General features: G+C 35.5%; 22 protein-coding genes. 16 read left to right on the top strand and 6 right to left on the bottom strand.

Annotated elements, in window-relative coordinates; all coding sequences use genetic code 11:
- Positions 1–132: 132 nt before the first annotated feature.
- Positions 133–783: a GTP pyrophosphokinase gene (locus tag K5S59_RS03160; protein WP_000456207.1), complete on the bottom strand. Its 651-nt coding sequence runs from the start codon at positions 781–783 to the stop codon at positions 133–135.
- A 338-nt stretch (positions 784–1121) separates the two neighbouring features.
- Between K5S59_RS03160 and rpmG the strand changes: the two genes are divergently transcribed.
- The gene (gene rpmG / locus K5S59_RS03165) at positions 1122–1271 is read left to right on the top strand and encodes a 50S ribosomal protein L33 (RefSeq protein WP_001265617.1); all 150 of its coding nucleotides are present in this window, start codon (positions 1122–1124) and stop codon (positions 1269–1271) included.
- A gap of 87 nt (positions 1272–1358) precedes the next feature.
- Positions 1359–2858 carry a YcdB/YcdC domain-containing protein gene (locus tag K5S59_RS03170; RefSeq protein WP_120450881.1) on the top strand — a complete coding sequence of 500 codons (1500 nt, stop codon included), beginning with the start codon at positions 1359–1361 and terminating at the stop codon, positions 2856–2858.
- 116 nt (positions 2859–2974) lie between these two features.
- Here the strand turns inward: K5S59_RS03170 and K5S59_RS03175 are convergent, their stop codons facing one another.
- Positions 2975–3661 carry a hypothetical protein gene (locus tag K5S59_RS03175; protein ID WP_120450880.1) on the bottom strand — a complete coding sequence of 229 codons (687 nt, stop codon included), beginning with the start codon at positions 3659–3661 and terminating at the stop codon, positions 2975–2977.
- A gap of 187 nt (positions 3662–3848) precedes the next feature.
- On the opposite strand from K5S59_RS03175, the gene sigK reads away from it, so the two are divergent.
- Complete coding sequence (gene sigK, locus K5S59_RS03180) at positions 3849–4562, top strand: RNA polymerase sporulation sigma factor SigK (RefSeq protein ID WP_000051382.1); 714 nt, start codon at positions 3849–3851, stop codon at positions 4560–4562.
- A gap of 290 nt (positions 4563–4852) precedes the next feature.
- Positions 4853–5641 carry a phosphatidylserine decarboxylase gene (locus tag K5S59_RS03185; RefSeq protein ID WP_001254990.1) on the top strand — a complete coding sequence of 263 codons (789 nt, stop codon included), beginning with the start codon at positions 4853–4855 and terminating at the stop codon, positions 5639–5641.
- 148 nt (positions 5642–5789) lie between these two features.
- Here K5S59_RS03185 and sda read toward each other — a convergent pair whose 3' ends face one another.
- On the bottom strand, positions 5790–5945 hold the full coding sequence (gene sda, locus K5S59_RS03190) for a sporulation histidine kinase inhibitor Sda (RefSeq protein WP_000850097.1): 156 nt from the start codon (positions 5943–5945) through the stop codon (positions 5790–5792).
- A gap of 247 nt (positions 5946–6192) precedes the next feature.
- Here sda and K5S59_RS03195 point away from each other — a divergent pair, with 247 nt between their 5' ends.
- The 8 genes from K5S59_RS03195 to K5S59_RS03230 all read left to right on the top strand — a co-directional run bounded on the left by K5S59_RS03195 (position 6193) and on the right by K5S59_RS03230 (position 11329).
- Positions 6193–6705 (top strand): YqeG family HAD IIIA-type phosphatase, encoded by a 513-nt coding sequence (locus tag K5S59_RS03195; protein ID WP_000765308.1) that lies wholly within the window; start codon positions 6193–6195, stop codon positions 6703–6705.
- 3 nt (positions 6706–6708) lie between these two features.
- Positions 6709–7815, top strand: a complete 1107-nt coding sequence (gene yqeH / locus K5S59_RS03200) for a ribosome biogenesis GTPase YqeH (protein ID WP_000140793.1) — start codon at positions 6709–6711, stop codon at positions 7813–7815.
- 15 nt (positions 7816–7830) lie between these two features.
- Positions 7831–8664: a shikimate dehydrogenase gene (gene aroE, locus K5S59_RS03205; RefSeq protein WP_098259073.1), complete on the top strand. Its 834-nt coding sequence runs from the start codon at positions 7831–7833 to the stop codon at positions 8662–8664.
- A 5-nt stretch (positions 8665–8669) separates the two neighbouring features.
- Positions 8670–8963, top strand: coding sequence for a ribosome assembly RNA-binding protein YhbY (yhbY, locus tag K5S59_RS03210; protein ID WP_000955226.1), 294 nt, complete (start codon positions 8670–8672; stop codon positions 8961–8963).
- A 138-nt stretch (positions 8964–9101) separates the two neighbouring features.
- On the top strand, positions 9102–9671 hold the full coding sequence (nadD, locus tag K5S59_RS03215) for a nicotinate-nucleotide adenylyltransferase (RefSeq protein ID WP_120450879.1): 570 nt from the start codon (positions 9102–9104) through the stop codon (positions 9669–9671).
- Positions 9661–10230, top strand: a complete 570-nt coding sequence (yqeK, locus tag K5S59_RS03220) for a bis(5'-nucleosyl)-tetraphosphatase (symmetrical) YqeK (RefSeq protein ID WP_061677275.1) — start codon at positions 9661–9663, stop codon at positions 10228–10230. Before nadD ends, yqeK begins: the two co-directional genes overlap by 11 nt.
- The gene (gene rsfS, locus K5S59_RS03225; protein ID WP_000653203.1) at positions 10227–10583 is read left to right on the top strand and encodes a ribosome silencing factor; all 357 of its coding nucleotides are present in this window, start codon (positions 10227–10229) and stop codon (positions 10581–10583) included. Before yqeK ends, rsfS begins: the two co-directional genes overlap by 4 nt.
- A complete protein-coding gene (locus K5S59_RS03230) occupies positions 10580–11329 on the top strand; it encodes a class I SAM-dependent DNA methyltransferase (RefSeq protein ID WP_000873065.1) in 750 nt (249 codons plus the stop codon). Before rsfS ends, K5S59_RS03230 begins: the two co-directional genes overlap by 4 nt.
- Before the next feature lie 171 nt (positions 11330–11500).
- On the opposite strand, the gene comER is transcribed toward K5S59_RS03230, so the two are convergent.
- Positions 11501–12328: a late competence protein ComER gene (comER, locus tag K5S59_RS03235; protein ID WP_001020549.1), complete on the bottom strand. Its 828-nt coding sequence runs from the start codon at positions 12326–12328 to the stop codon at positions 11501–11503.
- A gap of 77 nt (positions 12329–12405) precedes the next feature.
- Between comER and K5S59_RS03240 the strand changes: the two genes are divergently transcribed.
- The 3 genes from K5S59_RS03240 (at position 12406) to K5S59_RS03250 (ending at position 15962) form a co-directional block, all read left to right on the top strand.
- Positions 12406–13005, top strand: coding sequence for a helix-hairpin-helix domain-containing protein (locus tag K5S59_RS03240; RefSeq protein ID WP_002073075.1), 600 nt, complete (start codon positions 12406–12408; stop codon positions 13003–13005).
- Between the two features lie 63 nt (positions 13006–13068).
- Entirely contained in the window at positions 13069–13626 is a 558-nt protein-coding gene (locus tag K5S59_RS03245; RefSeq protein WP_000439781.1) for a ComE operon protein 2, read from the top strand.
- 14 nt (positions 13627–13640) lie between these two features.
- Positions 13641–15962 carry a DNA internalization-related competence protein ComEC/Rec2 gene (locus tag K5S59_RS03250; protein WP_000546154.1) on the top strand — a complete coding sequence of 774 codons (2322 nt, stop codon included), beginning with the start codon at positions 13641–13643 and terminating at the stop codon, positions 15960–15962.
- Between the two features lie 29 nt (positions 15963–15991).
- Here the strand turns inward: K5S59_RS03250 and K5S59_RS03255 are convergent, their stop codons facing one another.
- Complete coding sequence (locus tag K5S59_RS03255; protein ID WP_000997609.1) at positions 15992–16126, bottom strand: YqzM family protein; 135 nt, start codon at positions 16124–16126, stop codon at positions 15992–15994.
- Between the two features lie 347 nt (positions 16127–16473).
- Between K5S59_RS03255 and holA the strand changes: the two genes are divergently transcribed.
- On the top strand, positions 16474–17484 hold the full coding sequence (gene holA / locus K5S59_RS03260; RefSeq protein ID WP_097843976.1) for a DNA polymerase III subunit delta: 1011 nt from the start codon (positions 16474–16476) through the stop codon (positions 17482–17484).
- A gap of 83 nt (positions 17485–17567) precedes the next feature.
- Here the strand turns inward: holA and rpsT are convergent, their stop codons facing one another.
- The gene (rpsT, locus tag K5S59_RS03265; RefSeq protein WP_001274014.1) at positions 17568–17825 is read right to left on the bottom strand and encodes a 30S ribosomal protein S20; all 258 of its coding nucleotides are present in this window, start codon (positions 17823–17825) and stop codon (positions 17568–17570) included.
- Between the last annotated feature and the right edge of the window lie 116 nt (positions 17826–17941).

Consider the following 17941-nt stretch of genomic DNA (forward strand, 5'->3'; position numbering starts at 1 on the left):
GTAAAACTCCCACCTCAAAATTCAGTTGGAGCAAAGAAGTTAGGTGGGAGATCAACTGTCCATAAACGTCCGATTGGTTCAACTAATAATCAGTGGGGATGAACAAAAACCCCCACTGATTAAAGTTTCACTTTATAGTGGTAACATAATTTGATTTGAGCATGCTTCGATATCATCAATATCTTGGCGGATTGTTGCCATTTTATTATCGAGGTCTTCAGCTTTCATTGCTGCATCATGTAGTTCATCTTTTAAATACTCAGGTATTTTCCCTTCATATTTATAGTAAAGTTTATGCTCTAAACTTGCCCAAAAGTCCATTGCGAGTGTACGCAACTGAATTTCTGCAAAGACTTCTCTTGTACCAGAATTCAGTGATAAAGGATACTTAATAATCATGTGTAAACTTTTATAGCCGTTTCCCTTTGGATTAGCGATATAATCTTTTACCTCTATGATTTCCATATCTTCACGCTTTTGAATGACTTCTTTTAAATGATAAATATCTTCTACGAAGCAACATGTAATACGAATGCCGATGATATCTTGTAAATGCGTTTGCGCATTTTCAATTGTCGGTAATAAATTTTTACGCTCAAGCTTTTTAATAATACTTTCAGGTTGTTTTAATCTTGTTTTTATATGTTCAAACGGGTTGTAATCCTCTAAAAATTGGGCTTCCCGGTTCATAATTTCAAATTTAGTTTTTAACTCTTCTAAAGCAAATGTATATGGTAGTACAAAAGCTTTCCAGTAGTTAACTGTTGATTGATTATATTCCATTTATATACACACCTTTTCCTATTTACAAGTGAGGTTGTTATTATACTAAATACCAAAGCATATAAGCGCAAGCAGCAAATGATGAAATCATAAAACGATATTTAGTTTTCATACTTTCAACTCCTTTCAAGTAAGATTCTATATGAATAAACGTGATTGTTAATAAATTCACTATGTACAATTCCTATAGTAATAGATTCGTGTGAATTTCGTATGAACTAATTGTTTCAGATTTTTGTCTTTTTTTTGCAATTGACAAATAGAATAAAGTTATATAACATATAAATCGTAATCATTACTTTTTAGTTTGCGATCTTTAAAAGAAAGGAGAATTACATATGCGTGTAAATATTACATTGGCTTGTACAGAGTGCGGTGATCGTAATTATATTTCTAAAAAAAATAAACGAAACAATCCAGAGCGTATCGAACTAAAAAAATATTGTCCACGATTAAAGCGAGTAACGCTACATCGTGAGACGAAGTAGAAGACTAGAGATATCTCTAGTCTTTTTTGTTTATAGCTATTTAGTTTTATTTGTTATAATTACCTTAAATTGTAATAAAGGAGGGGTATGATGAATCAAAAAAATAAAGAAAGAAAAGAGCAAGTGGCTCATATGATTGACATTCCAGATGATTATAGGCTTGTTGTAGATGATGAAGAAGGCGTGGATGACCCATATCATCTATTATGGTGGGAGCATAAAGAGGATGAGGAGAGAACGATACAAATTACGTTGAATAGACACACTGGTAATTTAATAGAGTTTAGGATAGATGATGAAAATTATTTTTCGAGTGATAAGGAAGCGATAGAGGAAAAGAAAACAAGAGAGGTTGCAAATGTATTCTTAAAAAAATATACAAAAGAAGGATATGAATTTTATACATATGTAACGGTTAAAGATGACTGGTGTGGTCGGAAAGAAGTACATTATATGCAAGAAGTGAATGGCTATCCATTGCCGAATACAGGGTGTGTCGTACGAGTTCGTCCTTCAGGTAATGTTGTGCATTTTCGGTATAATGGACAAAAAGCTATCGAGAAAAAACCGTTATGGCCAAGTGAAATTGTTGAGGAGAACGTCATCTTAGAAAATTTGAAAGTTAGACAAGATATGAGACTTGTATTTGTGGATTTAACACACTCTTCATGTGAGTATGAAAATGGAGAAGAAGTAAAAGGGTACCATCTTGTATATGAACCAGAACCTAGTCATGCGTTTATTAATGCAAGTACAGGTAAAGATTTGTTTGGACCAGATCATTATAAGTGGCCTCCAACTATAGCTGTTAAAAAACCGAAAAAAGGTAGCCGACAAGATGATATATTCGATTTGTTGGATTGGGATAAAGAAAGTTTTACAAAAGTAGCTGAGACTGAAAATGAAGATGGAGTAAGGATGAAATTTGTTCCGAAAGAGGAATTACAAAAACAGAAAGAAGAAAAGAATCCATATTTAATGAATGAATTCTTTAAAAAGCATTTATCAATGTTAAAATATAATAATTTAATTGGAATTACGGTTGATAAATATACCAATGAATTAATTGGCTTTTTAAAACTGACAGAAGACAAAGAAGCAAAGCAAATACTGTCTAGAGAGAAATGTTTACAAAAAGCACTTCAATTTTTGGAACAAGTTATTCCAGATGTCACACAATATCTACGTCTTTGGGAAGAACGTGAAGAATCAGAAGATGGGATTGAAAGATTTACCTTTTCCGTATATGTGAATGGTATTCCAGCAGAGTATAAGCAATTTATGGTCAATATCAATGCAGAAAATGGTGCGGTGATACATTATTTAGGAGAATCTAGCAACTTTATAAAAGAATTGCTTACATATGAAACAACACCAAAAGTAACAAAGGAAACAGCGTTAGAAATATACAGAGGGGCCATGCGAGTTCATTTAGAATGGTTTTTAGAAAATGACGTAGAGGAAACGAACTACGAACTACTGTATAAACAAACGACAGATGAAAATCATAAAGCACCTTTCGTCTATAGTCGAAAAATTCGTTATATTGCTGCGCACACTGGGGAGAAAATTTGGAGCGAATATTAGTAAAAGCCAATCGATACGTATCGATTGGCTTTTACTATGTTCTTAGAATTATTTATCCCGCTTTAATGAAGCAGTAGGGCATGAAGAAAAACCCCACTGATTAAAGTTTCACTTTATTAATTGCCGTTAAGTGGTTGAAGAATACCATCTTGAGCTTTTGACCACTCATATAAATTCCCATCGGATCCTACTGCGAAATTGAAAGCGCGTTGATGTTCACCGTCACCACGTGTGTATAAAACGTCATATAGCTTAATGCCATTTACTGTGCCGATTAGTTGGTCTTCCGCAGAGACGTAATGAATGTCAGCTGATCGAGCTCCCATTCTTTTTTCTAGAACTCTTACAGCATCTTCACTTGTGAATGTAATAGTATCAGTTTGTTTATTTGGTTGTTTAGCTGGTTGTTGCTCTTTTTGTGTATTTTTCGATTCTGCTTCAGGCTTTGTATTATTTGTAGCTGTTTCGTTATTTTCAGTGTTTTTTTTGTTTTCGGTAGTAGTGTTGTTCTCAGTTTTTGTGCTGTTTTTAGCTGTTACGTTGCTTTCAGTTTTTGTATTAGTTTTAGGTGCTGTGTTGTTTTCAGTAGTTAAGTTATTCTCGTTTTTTGCATTTTCCTCAGTGTTTACACTGTCTTCAGCTTTTTGGCTATCTTCAGTTTTTGTACTATCTTTGGATGCGGCAGTATCCTGTTTAGTCGTCTCAGTTTTTGTGGGCGAAGTTTGTTGTCCACAAGCTGACAGTAAGAAAAAAGATAGTGTGAGTACTACTAGTTTTTTTATTTGTGAAGTAAAGTATTGCATGAAAACACCTCTTTCAAAATTTTGGAACCTTACATATTGTAATACATTGGAAAAAATATTCAAGGTATGAAAGACTTATTTCGTTCGACAAAAAGCTAAAGATTCCATATTTATATCGTACAGACACAAACAACCTCAAGCCCACATACACATAGTAAAGACCACTATTTTGGCGGAGGTGAAAGGTTTGAGTCTATTCGCCGCAATTGGATATATGGTTCGAGAAGTGTTTGTCTTTGTTTCTTATGTGAAGAATAATGCGTTTCCGCAGCCGTTATCATCAGACGATGAGAGAAAGTACTTAGAGTTAATGGAGCAAGGTGATGCTCAAGCGAGAAATCTGTTAATTGAACATAATTTACGGCTTGTAGCTCATATCGTTAAAAAATTTGAAAACACAGGGGAAGATGCAGAAGATTTAATTTCAATTGGTACAATTGGGCTTATTAAAGCAATCGAGAGCTATTCGGCAGGAAAAGGCACAAAACTTGCGACGTATGCAGCGCGCTGTATTGAAAATGAAATTTTGATGCATTTACGTGTACTGAAAAAAACGAAAAAAGACGTTTCACTTCATGATCCAATCGGGCAAGATAAAGAGGGGAATGAAATATCGCTTATTGATATATTAAAATCAGAGTCTGAAGATGTAATTGATATGATCCAGCTTAGTATGGAGTTAGAAAAGATTAAAGAGTATATCGATATTTTAGACGAACGAGAGAAAGAAGTAATTGTGAAGCGTTTTGGACTGGGGCTTGATAAGGAGAAAACGCAACGAGAGATTGCCAAGGCACTTGGTATTTCCAGAAGCTACGTATCAAGAATTGAAAAGCGCGCTTTAATGAAAATGTTCCATGAATTTGTAAGGGCAGAGAAAGAGAAAAAAGCGAAAGAATAATGTATATTACAAGCGGCCTTATTTTAAAATGGGCTGCTTTTCTTTTTGGAAATAAGGAAAGAAAAAGAGTTGTGTTCAGAAGAAATCTATGTTCACTGTTGAAAATGACGGATTCTATCTGTAATATTAGAGGGTGCTAAACAATTTAAGAATAATACCATACTTAGTTTTCTGCATGTATAATATGGCAGTTCTATATGATATGTGGGAATAAGAACCAATTTTACATATGATATAGAAGGAAAAGAAGGGGAAGCTAAAGTTATAGACTGATTAGGAGGTTTCGCAATTTGCGACGTACATTATATCGACTTATGATTGAACTTACAAATGGTCGTTTTACTTCTTATATATTACGTAAATTTGCACAATCTCGTTTGAGCTCTATCATTATTCCATCGTATGCGAAAGTTTTTCAAATTAATCAAGATGAGATGGAAAAGGGTTTGAAGGAATATAGAACATTGCATGAACTATTTACGCGTAAGCTAAAAGAAGGAAAGCGTAGTATTGATACAGATGCATTGAGTATCGTTAGTCCTGTTGATGGTGTTTTTGCTGATCACGGTCCTATTGAGGACACAAAAACATTTGATATTAAAGGAAAACGTTATTCAATTGTGGATATGCTAGGCAATGAAGAACGTGCACAGCGATATGCAGGTGGTACATACATGGTTATTTATTTAAGCCCAAGTCATTATCATCGTATTCATAGTCCGCTTTCTGGTTCCGTGACTGAAAGATTTGTACTTGGTAGAAAATCATATCCGGTAAATGCAGCTGGTATGGAATACGGGAAAGAGCCATTGTCAAAAAATTATCGCTCTGTTACAGAAGTAAATAGTGACGGTGAACATATGGCGCTTGTAAAAGTAGGGGCTATGTTTGTTAATAGTATTGAGCTGCTGCATGAAAGAGACACTGTTCAAAAAGGTGAAGAAATGGCATACTTTACATTTGGTTCAACAGTTGTGTTATTGTTTGAAAAAGATATGATAGAAGTAGTGCAGAATTTGAAGAGTGGACAAGAGCTTCGTCTTGGTGAAAAAATTGCTACTCGATTGGCTCATAAGTAAAGAAAACATTTTATAACTGTAAGTAAGAGTTATGGACAAAGATGCTTAATGATGAAATTCCCTAGATGGGAGTACTTGTTTATTCGAGAGCCATCGCAGGATGGCTCTTTTTACAAGTTAGCTAGTTAAAATTTCACTTTATATGTAATCAAGACGATTTGACAAGCTTGTCCTCTAATGAGCGTCTAATCATTTCTTGTTTTATTAGTAAAATGAAGTCGGGATTTAATTTTAGTTCTTTTGCTTTATAATAAGACTCAGTGAGTAACTCAGTAGATAACTGTTCCATATGTTTTGTTTTCAAGGTGAGTCACCTCCTAATAATTTAAGGATTGATTCGTTGTTGCATTTAATGTACCAAAAAAATATGACAGTCACAAACGAGTGGTTATCCACATACCTAGGTGGATAAAATGTGTATAGATTGTTAGTAAATTCCAAATTGACTGAAAGATTAATGTGGAAAATGTGTACAATTTTATCCACAGGTCATATATCGAAATATGTTGTCGAAAAATTTTTATGAAAACTCCTCAAAGAGGTGAAAGAAATTGAAGCTATTTTTACCAAATGAATATGTGAAAAATGTATATCATGTTCAACCAGAAGATTTGAAAAAACGTGGAATTAAAGGTGTCATTACTGATTTAGATAACACGTTAATTGAATGGGATCGTCCAAATGCAACGCCACAACTTGAAGAATGGTTTTTGAAAATGAAAGAGCAAGGCATTCAAGTAACGGTCGTTTCAAATAATAATGAGCAACGTGTGAAAGACTTTGCTGATCCATTAGGTATTCCGTTTATTCATAGTGCTCGCAAACCATTTGTTCGCGCATTTAAGCGTGCGATACAAGAGATGCATCTGCAACCAGATGAAGTTGTAGTAATTGGAGATCAGTTACTAACGGATGTTTTAGGTGGAAACCGAGTGGGACTTCATACGATTTTAGTTGTACCGGTAGCACAAACGGACGGATTAGTAACGCGCTTTAATCGAAAAATTGAACGAAGAATTATGAGAAATATGAAGAAAAAAGGTTTAATTAACTGGGAGGAATAAAGTTTGACTGAAACAATTAAATGTATTGGTTGCGGTGTAGAAATTCAAACAGAAGATAAAAATGAAGTAGGATATGCTCCTGCTTCATCTTTAGAGAAAGAACAAGTAATTTGTCAACGCTGTTTTCGCTTGAAGCATTACAACGAAATTCAAGATGTATCATTAACAGATGATGACTTCCTACGTATTCTAAACGGAATTGGAAAATCAGATGCATTAGTAGTTAAGATTGTAGATATTTTTGATTTTAATGGTAGCTGGTTACCTGGCTTACATCGTTTCGTGGGAAATAATAAAGTATTACTTGTTGGAAATAAAGCTGATTTAATTCCTAAGTCAGTAAAACATGATAAAGTAAAGCATTGGATGCGCTATAGTGCAAAGCAGCTAGGATTAAAGCCGGAAGATGTCTTTTTAATTAGTGCAGCAAAGGGACAAGGGATTGCTGAGCTGGCAGATGCTATTGAGTATTACCGCGGCGGAAAAGATGTTTATGTTGTTGGATGTACGAATGTAGGAAAATCAACATTTATTAATCGCATGATTAAAGAATTTAGTGATGAGACTGAAAATGTAATTACAACATCTCATTTCCCAGGAACAACACTTGATTTAATTGATATTCCGTTAGACGAAGAATCTTCTTTATATGATACGCCGGGTATTATTAATCACCATCAAATGGCTCATTATGTTGGAAAAGAAAGCTTAAAGCTTATTACACCAACAAAAGAAATTAAGCCAATGGTGTTCCAATTAAATGAAGAACAAACATTATTCTTCAGTGGATTGGCACGTTTTGATTATGTAAGTGGTGGTCGTCGTGCGTTTACTTGTCACTTCTCGAATCGTTTAACAATCCATCGTACAAAGCTTGAGAAAGCAGATGAATTGTATAAAAATCATGCTGGAGATTTACTAAGCCCGCCAACACCAGAAGAATTAGAAAATATGCCAGATTTAGTGAAATACGAATTTAATATTCGTGAACCAAAAACGGATGTTGTATTCTCTGGATTAGGATGGGTTACGGTAAACGAATCGGGAGCAAAAATTGTTGCACACGTACCAAAAGGAGTAAGTGTTTCATTGCGTAAATCTTTAATTTAATATGGAGAGGGATTTATGAAACAATTATATGGTGTAATCGGAAATCCAATTGGACATTCATTATCACCCGTTATGCATAACGATGCATTTGAACACTTGAATATGGATGCCCATTATCATGCATTTCTTGTTAAAGAGGAAGTGCTAGGGGAAGCAGTAAGAGGTTTAAAAGCATTAGGTATTTCAGGATTTAATGTAACAACTCCGCACAAAGTTGCTATTATGGATTATTTGGATAAGATTGACCCACTAGCAAAACAAATTGGTGCAGTAAATACAGTGGTTCATAAGGATGGAAAATTGATTGGCTACAATACAGATGGAATTGGTTTTGTCCGAGCGCTGCAGTCAATTAGTAGTGAACCGCTTCAAGAGAAACGTATTTTATTGCTTGGTGCAGGTGGTGCTAGTCGAGCTATTTATTTTTCTCTTGCTGATGTAGGTGTGAAAGAGATTGATGTAGCTAATCGTACAGTAGATAAGGCGAAAGAACTTATTGCTTCGTGTACGGCTACTGTTCATTCTGTTGCTTTATCGTTAGAAAAAGCAACAGAAGAACAAGGAAATTATGATATTATCATTCAGACGACAACAATAGGTATGCATCCACGCGTTGAACATACGCCATTACAAATTTCTTCGTTAAAAAAAGGAACGATTGTATCAGATATCATTTATAATCCATTTGAAACGAAAATTTTATGTGAGGCAAAAGAGCAAGGCGCAGTGGTTCAAAATGGTATTGATATGTTTGTTTATCAAGGAGCGCTTGCATTTGAAATGTGGACAGGGTGTGTACCGAATATCGATAGAATGAAACAATTAGTTATAAGAAAGCTTGGAGGCTAACATATATGTTAACAGGAAAACAAAAAAGATTTTTACGTGCACAAGCACATCATTTAACACCAATTTTTCAAGTAGGAAAAGGCGGAGTAAATGAAAATATGATTAAACAAATTGCAGATACTTTAGAAGTTCGTGAATTATTTAAAGTAAGTGTGCTACAAAACTGTGAATTCGATCGTCGTGAAGTTGCAGAAGAACTTGCACAAGGCGCACGTGCTGAAATCGTTCAAGTAATTGGAAGTACGATTGTTTTATACAAAGAATCTAGAGAAAATAAACAAATTAAACTTCCACGATAAAAAGACTAGCATACGCTATTTTTATCGTTAGTGCGTAATGATGTAGAGAGCGAAACCAATTGAACTTTTATTAACAGTGAACTCTCTTCGGATAGGAATGAAGAGAGTTGCTGTACGTAAAAGGAAGGGGCGTTTCTTTTGAGAAAAATTGGCATCATTGGCGGTACGTTTGATCCGCCACATTATGGTCATTTGCTAATTGCAAATGAAGTATATCATGCTTTGAATTTAGAAGAAGTATGGTTCTTACCGAACCAAATTCCACCGCATAAACAAGGGCGGAATATTACAAGTGTAGAAAATCGCTTGCAAATGTTAGAGCTTGCGACTGAGGCAGAGGAACATTTTTCTATTTGTTTAGAAGAGCTAAGCAGGAAGGGCCCATCTTATACGTATGACACTATGTTACAATTGACGAAGAAGTATCCGGATGTGCAGTTTCACTTTATTATTGGTGGAGATATGGTTGAGTATTTACCGAAGTGGTATAACATTGAAGCGTTACTCGATCTTGTGACGTTTGTTGGGGTTGCAAGACCTGGTTATACATTGCGTACACCTTATCCTATCACTACTGTGGAAATTCCGGAGTTTGCAGTTTCTTCATCTTTATTGCGTGAGAGATATAAAGAGAATAGAACATGTAAATATTTACTTCCTGAAAAAGTACAGGTGTATATCGAGAGGAATGGGTTGTATGAATCGTGAGAAGGCACTTCATATTGTCAAACAACAAATGCATGAAAAACGTTATATACACACAATTGGTGTAATGGAGACAGCAATTGAACTTGCTAAGTTATACGGTGTGGATGAAAAAAAGGCTGAAGTTGCAGCTATATTCCATGATTATGCGAAGTGTAGAGCGATTTCTGAGATGGAAGAGATTATTAAAAGTGAAGATTTGCCGAAAGATTTACTTTGTTATAACAAAGAGTTATGGCATGCACCTGTTGGGGCATACTTAGTAGAAAAAGAAGTAGGCATTACGGATCCCGAAATCCTGCAAGCTATTACATATCATACAAGTGGTCATGAGAACATGACGATGTTAGATAAAGTAATTTATGTAGCTGATTACATTGAGCCTGGGCGAAAGTTTCCAGGTGTGGAGGAAGCTCGTAAACTCGCATATATGGATATAAATCAAGCTTTATTATTTGCGTTAAAGCGAACAATTCAATTTTTAATGGAAAAAAATCAAACGATTTATCCATTAACATTCCAAACATACAACGCAGTTATCAAGGAGGAAATTAGTAAATGAAAGATAAAGATTTATTAGTATTAGCAGCAAAAGCGGCTGATGATAAGAGAGCAGAAGATATGGTTGTCCTAAATATGCAAGGTATTTCACCAATTGCAGATTATTTCATTATTTGTCACGGTAACTCAGATAAGCAAGTGCAAGCAATTGCACGTGAAATTAAATCAAAAGCACATGAGTTCCAAATCGACGTACAACGTATGGAAGGTTTTGACGAAGCACGTTGGGTATTAGTTGACCTTGGAGATGTAGTTGCTCATGTATTCCATAAAGATGAGCGTAATCATTATAATTTAGAGCGTCTTTGGGGCGATGTGCCGCGTGAAGATATTACAGACGAGCTAGACCAATGAAATACGAACAATTTGCATTGTTGTACGACGAACTAATGAATGATGTTCCTTATGATAAATGGGTGGAATTCACAGAGGAAAGTTTACAACAAGCGGATATGAAAGAGGCGAAGATTCTTGATGTAGCATGCGGTACTGGTAATGTAACACTTCCGCTTGTACAAAAGGGTTACGATTTAATCGGTGTCGATCTTTCAGAAGAAATGTTAACGGTCGCTCAGCAAAAACTAGGCGGAGAAGGACATTTTATTCCTTTTTACCAACAAGACATGCGAGAGCTTGATGTTCCGGGTGAGTTCGACTGTGTAACGATCTTTTGTGATTCATTAAATTATGTATTGCAAGAAGATGGAGTACAAGAAACATTTCGAAGAGTGTTTCACCATTTACGTCAAGATGGTTTGTTTTTATTTGATGTACATTCTTTATATAAAATACATCATGTATTTCAAAATGAAACATACACAGTGAATGGAGAAGAAATATCTCTTATTTGGAATTGCTTCCCTGGTGAAGAATCAAATAGTGTAGAACATGACTTAACATTCTTTGTTCAAGACCCAGAAGAAGATGTGTACCATCGTTTTGACGAATGTCACGTGCAACGTGCATATCCGGTTGAAGAGTTAACAAAATGGCTTGAAGAAGCTGGTTTTACAGTGCTTCGCGTGACCGGTGACTTTGAGCGACTTGAAGTTACAGAACAAACAGAGCGTATTTTCTTCATGGCGAAGAAAAACGGATAAAACAAAAGCAACCGAGAAGGTTGCTTTTGTTTTGTAAAGAAGATGTACTTTTCGTTCTAGCATAATAAGAAGATGATATACGTGAAGTGTGAAAATGCTAGTTTAAGTAAAAATGTAATGTGAAAAAGTAATTATTTATAAAAAGGATTTGGAATGACGATGACGTATTTATTATGTGTGTTTATTGAATTGCTGATCAACGCATTTTAAATCTTCATCAAATTTTTCGTGTGTCCGCTCAATTAATTTATGAAACATATCCCCAACATGTTCTTCTAAAACACGAATGCCTTCTCCTGTAACGCCGCCTTTAACACATACCTTTTCTTGTAAAGTAGGCAATGTGAAGATCCCTTTTTCAAGTAGTTTCCCCATTCCAACGACCATTTCACTTACTAAAGTAGTGGCTTCTTCATGTGTAATATTTGTTTTATCTACAGCAGCGTTAATGAAACATTGTAATAAATAACTAAAGAATGCAGGGCCGCAGCTTGCTATATCAGATGAAACGCGAGTTATATCTTCTTTTATTACAAGGGGAGTAGAAATGTTTTTGAATAGGCGAAATAGTTTCTGTTGCCACTCTTCAGAGCATTTACTTCCGAATGTAAATAGTGATGCGCCAGACAGGGCACGGTTTGTAATACTCGGAATGATACGGGCAACGTGGCAAGGTACAAGTGTCTCTAATTGTGATGGAGATATTGGACTTGTGATAGAAACTAAGCACTTTTCATCAGAAAAATGTTCAGCATATTTTTGTAGGATTGGGTATATATCTATCGGCTTTACGCAAATAAAAATAAGATGTGATCGTTCGATTACCTCATCGATAGTTTTGGCTATATGAACAGAAGGGTATTTTTCCTTTATATGATATGCTTTGGCGGGCGTTCGATTAATGATTGTAAGGCACGAAGGTTTGACAGCACGGGTTTCTAAAAATGCGTCGATTAGTATATTCCCCATGTTCCCTGTCCCTATAATTCCTATGTTCAATGTTTCATCCCTCCTTCGTAACAGCTTTCTCCTAAACAATATGAATGATGTTATAAATTTATGATTAGAGGTGAAAAATGATGTGGGATTTTCCGAAGAAATGGTTAGGGTTAGTAGCTATTATTGGAATTGTACTTTTTCTTCTTTTTTGGAAAACGAACCAGCATACAGAGCGGTCAGTCATTGCTACGGATGTTCAATCGAAAGAGATAGAGAAAAAAAGTAAACCGAAAATATCGGATACAAAAGAGCAGAAAAAAATAATTGTAATTGATATAAAAGGGGCTGTTGTTAAAGAAGGGGTGTATGAAATGAAAGAAGGGGACCGGGTCAAGGATGCCATTGAAAAGGCAGGTGGTTTTTTACCTGAGGCAGATAGGAAGAAGGTAAATTTAGCACAAATGGTACAAGATCAAATGATCCTTTATGTACCGAATAAAAACGAACAAGTGCAAGAAGCAGCTGCTGCCTCACAGGGAGAGGGGAAAGTTCAAATAAATGCAGCTTCTAAAGAGCAACTTGAAAAAATTACAGGCATTGGTTCTCGGAAAGCAGAAAGTATTTTAAAATATCGAGAGGAACATGGTCCGTTTCAGAAAATAGAAGATTTGTTAGAGATTGATGGGATCGGTGTGAAATCATTGGAAAAAATAAAAGATCAAATTATTATTCCGTAAAAGATTGACGAAGTTTTTCTTCATTCGCTACACTACAAGTAGACAAAAAAGTAGGTGAAAAAGATGGAACGAATTTCATGGGATCAATATTTTATGACGCAAAGCCATTTGCTATCTTTACGTAGTACATGTACAAGGCTTGCAGTAGGAGCGACAATCGTTCGTGATAAACGAATTATTGCTGGTGGATATAATGGCTCAATTAAAGGTGGCGTGCATTGCATAGATGACGGGTGCTACGTTATTGATAATCATTGCGTTCGTACAATTCACGCAGAAATGAATGCTTTATTACAATGTGCAAAGTTTGGTGTGAAAACGGAGGAAGCGGAAATTTATGTTACGCATTTCCCTTGTTTGCAATGTTGTAAGGCGATTATTCAAAGTGGTATTACGGCAGTTTATTATGCGCAGGATTATAAAAATCATCCATATGCAGTAGAGTTATTTGAAAAAGCGAATGTAAAGGTAAAACACGTTCCGCTAGAATATGATATTGCAGCATTAGAGGATCAAAAGCGTCATATGGAGTTAAAAGAACTATTTGCATCTTTAGAAAAAGAGAATTTATCGATGGAAGAATTACAGCATGTATTCACGAAAGCAAAAATGATGCTATAAGGAGTGAGTATAAGTTGCATGGACAATGGGGCTATGTTGCAATCTCATTTATAATAGGGATTGCAATTGCCTTTTCCACTTCAGTTTTATTACTGACTTGTTGTCTCGTTATGTATGTTTTCTTTTATTTATATCGTACTTCGCGTAAAACCTTTCTTTATTGTATGATAGCGTGCTTTAGCGGCGCTATGTACACTACGTATGTTCAAGAGCAAAACAAGCCTCTAGGAGAGTCCTACGAAGTTACAAGAGGGGTGATACATAATACACCTCTTATTAATGGGGATCGCCTATCATTTCAAATTGAAGATCAGAATAAAAATATAGTGCAGTTAAGTTACAAAATTAAATCAGCCTCGGAAAAGAAACAACTGCGACAATTACATGCAGGAGTATCATGTGTATTCGAAGGTGAGAGGAAAGAACCACCAATAGCTCGGAATTTTCATGGTTTTAATTATCGTGATTATTTGTATAAGCAAAATATTCATTTCATATTAGATGCTACATATATTTCTGAATGTCATAAAACATCATTGTCACTCGTGCAATGGATTCTTCTTTTGAGACAACAAGCGATCTCGGGAGTTACAGAAATGTTTCCAGCGCAATCAGGTGCTTTTATGAATGCGTTAGTATTTGGTGATAGACAACAAATGACATTTGAAGTTGAAGAGCAATATCAGCAATTTGGTCTTGTACATTTGTTGGCGATTTCAGGATCGCATATCGTATTGTTAATGGTGATTGTGTATTTTATTTTGCTAAGAAGTGGTGTGACGAGAGAGGTAGCGACAGTATGTCTTATCTTTTGTATTCCTCTATATATGATTTTAGCAGGAGCATCACCGTCTGTTATAAGAGCTTCTATAACAGGAGTTTTAATGTTGATTGCTTTCATATGTTCTATTCGTTTATCTAGCTTAGATGCTTTAAGTATTACAGCTATATGCATGCTTATATTTGATCCGTATCTTGTTTTTAATATTGGCTTTCAGTTCTCTTTCGTTGGTAGTTTCGCCTTACTTTTGTCAGCCCCGCTTTTACTAGAGAGTAGTAATGGAGTGATCCGAAATTCCATTTATATTTCTCTTATTTCACAGCTTGTTAGTACTCCGGTTTTGTTATATCACTTCGGTTATTTTTCCCCATATAGTATTTTTCTTAATATCCTATACGTTCCCTTTTTATCTCTCATTGTATTGCCGTGTAGTATTATTATTTTGGTATGCATACCGATCGTCCCATTTCTTGCAAAAGGACTTGCGAATGTACTATCAATAGGTTTGAATCTTTCTAATGATTTTCTGAGTTATTGTGAAAATTTCCCGTTTATTCGCTTCGTTTTCGGGCAAACGCCTTTACTTCTTGTAGCTCTATACTGCGCGAGTATTGTTAGTATATTGATGGTTTGGGAAAGGCGAGTGTCGAAGAAAATTATGTTCATAGCTTCGGGTATATTTCTTTTTGTTTGTACATGTCATTATGTATATCCGTATTTTCGAGAAAGTGGGAGCGTGACATTTCTTGATGTTGGACAGGGAGACGCAATATTAATTCGCCTCCCGTATGACAAAGAGATTTATCTTATTGATACTGGTGGAACAATTCGTGTAAATAAGGAAGAATGGCAGCGGAAAAAGCATGAATTTTCTGTTGGAAATGATATTTTAATCCCTTATTTACAAAAGGAAGGGATTAAAACAATCGATAAATTAATTATAACGCATGGAGATGCGGATCATATAGGTGCTGCGCAAGAGTTATTATCAAATATAACTGTAAAAGAAGTTGTATTTGGCCGAAAAGAACAAGAGGCGGTATTAGAAAAAGTGTTAAAGAAACAGGCATTAGAAAAGGAAGTGAAAATAAGTGAAATGGGGGAAGGGGAGAGTTGGAGCGTAAATGAGGCAGAATTTTTTGTGTTAGCTCCAACAGGAAAAGCAAGGAGTGAAAATAACGCTTCAATTGTAATATGGGCAAAATTAGGAGGGTTAACGTGGCTGTTTACAGGTGATTTAGAAGAAGAAGGAGAGAAGTTTTTAATAGCGACGTATCCAGATTTACGGGCGGATGTTTTAAAGGTTGCTCATCATGGGAGTAATACGTCATCTATAGCGCCTTTTTTGAGCGCTATACAGCCTGATGTAGCGATTATTTCTGCCGGTGAGCGTAATAGGTATGGGCATCCTCATAAGGAAGTTATAGAGCGTTTTGAGAAGATGGGGATTGAAATATGGCGTACAGATAAGCAAGGCGCTATTTCCTATGTTTTTAAAGCGGAACACGGAACCTTTCGTAGCAAAATCACATATGATGAAACACATAATAGATAAAAAAGAAGACTGCCAGTAAGCAGCAGTCTTTAAGAACCGATAAATTTAATAACAGTTGCAATGATGAAAAGTGTTGCGAAAAAACCAAATGAGACGATAAATCCTACCCCTGAATCAATAGCGTCATTGCGTTTACTTTGAACGTTTTGTTCAAAATCATTCATTTAGAATCCCTCCCCAACATTCCACTTTAGTATAAAATATTGTCAGAAAAAAATCTACAATTTCCAGTGTGAAGAGAAATCGAGCGTTCTTACTACTTTTAGATCATGAAGGAACGTGAGTTTTTTGTTTCCAAGCATGTTAACAGTTGGCACTTATACTCGAATTTTTATTGTGAATAATAAAGGGAAGGTGATTACCGCACACCAATAAGAAACCCGGGACTTATTGCGTGGCGTTTAATATAAATAAAGGGACGGGTTATACAGCCTGTTCCTTTGTACTTGTAAAACAAAAGCTAGGGCATTAGTATAAATATATATTGCCAAGTTAGGGAGTAGGAAAAAGTATGAGTGATGTACATAAAAAGATTAAAAAGAAGCAGTTTGCGCCGTTGTATTTAGTGTATGGAACGGAAGCGTTTTTTATAAATGAAACGATAAAGCTTATTACAACAGAAGCGCTTGAAGAGGAAGATCGCGAGTTTAATGTTGTGACATATGATTTAGAAGAAGCGTATTTAGAAGATGTGATTGAGGATGCGCGTACGCTTCCTTTTTTTGGAGAACGTAAAGTGTTATTAATAAAATCACCACTATTTTTAACTTCACAAAAAGAAAAATTAGAGCAAAATATAAAAATTTTGGAAGAATATATTGGGGAGCCTTCTCCATTTTCTATTCTTGTTTTTGTTGCGCCTTACGAAAAACTGGATGAACGAAAAAAAATTACAAAACTATTAAAGAAAACAGCGGACGTAGTAGAAGCGAATGCAATGCAAGTGCAGGATGTTCAGAAGTGGGTTGTTGCTCGTGCAGATGAGGTGCATGTGCATATTGATAATGCAGCTGTTAGTTTGTTGTTAGAGCTTGTGGGAAGTAATGTAACGATGTTGGCGAAGGAAATGGACAAGTTAACGTTATACGTCGGTATGGGCGGAGAGATTAGCCCGAAACTTGTTGCAGAGCTTGTGCCAAAATCGGTTGAACAAAACGTGTTTGCTTTGACAGAAAAAGTGGTAAAAAAAGATATCGCGGGTGCGATGCAAATTTTGGATGGATTATTTACGCAGCAAGAGGAACCCATTAAATTGCTTGCATTATTAGTAAGTCAATTCCGCTTGCTGCATCAAGTGAAAGAGTTACAGCAGCGTGGTTATGGACAAAATCAAATTGCGTCTCATATTGGTGTGCATCCGTATCGTGTAAAGTTAGCGATGAATCAAACGAAGTTTTTCTCTTTTGAAGAATTAAAAAAAGTGATTATAGAATTAGCAGAAGCTGATTATAGTATGAAGACTGGAAAAATGGATAAGAAACTTGTGCTTGAATTTTTCTTAATGCGGTTAAATCATATGTGATGAAACAAAAAAGTTCACGTGCTAAGCACGTGAACTTTTTTGTATATAAAAAAACGATCCAAATGGATCGTTTTTTAAACGCCTTACGCGTTTACTTGTTTCGCTAAGCGAGATTTTTGACGAGCTGCAGCGTTTTGGTGGATAAGACCTTTACGAGCTGCTTTGTCAAGTTTTTTAGAAGCAGTTTTGAAAGCTTCTTTAGCATTTTCAAGATCGTTATTAGTAACTAAAGCTTCTACAGTTTTAACAGCAGAACGCATGTCAGACTTGATAGAAGCGTTATGTGAACGACGCTCTTCGCTAAGTTTAGCGCGTTTGATAGCAGATTTGATGTTTGCCATACTTTTCACCTCCCTGGTGCAATCGAATGACTCGATTCTTAACATAGAACAAGTGATATTCTATCAAACGGTGAAGAGAATTGCAATAGTATATCAATGAAATTTCACGTAAAGGA

The organism is Bacillus sp. BML-BC051, from assembly GCF_019656175.1.
GTDB classification, from domain to species: Bacteria; Bacillota; Bacilli; order Bacillales; family Bacillaceae_G; genus Bacillus_A; species Bacillus_A mobilis.

Bases quoted from the DNA above. Each gene is read 5' to 3' on its own strand.
- rpmG (WP_001265617.1), top strand. From the start codon at position 1,122: ATGCGTGTAAATATTACATTGGCTTGTACAGAGTGCGGTGATCGTAAT.
- rsfS (WP_000653203.1), top strand. From the start codon at position 10,227: ATGAAAGATAAAGATTTATTAGTATTAGCAGCAAAAGCGGCTGATGAT.
- K5S59_RS03245 (WP_000439781.1), top strand. From the start codon at position 13,069: ATGGAACGAATTTCATGGGATCAATATTTTATGACGCAAAGCCATTTG.
- rpsT (WP_001274014.1), bottom strand. From the start codon at position 17,825: ATGGCAAACATCAAATCTGCTATCAAACGCGCTAAACTTAGCGAAGAG.
- holA (WP_097843976.1), top strand. From the start codon at position 16,474: ATGAGTGATGTACATAAAAAGATTAAAAAGAAGCAGTTTGCGCCGTTG.
- K5S59_RS03170 (WP_120450881.1), top strand. From the start codon at position 1,359: ATGATGAATCAAAAAAATAAAGAAAGAAAAGAGCAAGTGGCTCATATG.
- K5S59_RS03240 (WP_002073075.1), top strand. From the start codon at position 12,406: ATGATGTGGGATTTTCCGAAGAAATGGTTAGGGTTAGTAGCTATTATT.
- K5S59_RS03160 (WP_000456207.1), bottom strand. From the start codon at position 783: ATGGAATATAATCAATCAACAGTTAACTACTGGAAAGCTTTTGTACTA.
- K5S59_RS03230 (WP_000873065.1), top strand. From the start codon at position 10,580: ATGAAATACGAACAATTTGCATTGTTGTACGACGAACTAATGAATGAT.
- aroE (WP_098259073.1), top strand. From the start codon at position 7,831: ATGAAACAATTATATGGTGTAATCGGAAATCCAATTGGACATTCATTA.
- K5S59_RS03175 (WP_120450880.1), bottom strand. From the start codon at position 3,661: ATGCAATACTTTACTTCACAAATAAAAAAACTAGTAGTACTCACACTA.
- yqeK (WP_061677275.1), top strand. From the start codon at position 9,661: ATGAATCGTGAGAAGGCACTTCATATTGTCAAACAACAAATGCATGAA.
- K5S59_RS03255 (WP_000997609.1), bottom strand. From the start codon at position 16,126: ATGAATGATTTTGAACAAAACGTTCAAAGTAAACGCAATGACGCTATT.
- yhbY (WP_000955226.1), top strand. From the start codon at position 8,670: ATGTTAACAGGAAAACAAAAAAGATTTTTACGTGCACAAGCACATCAT.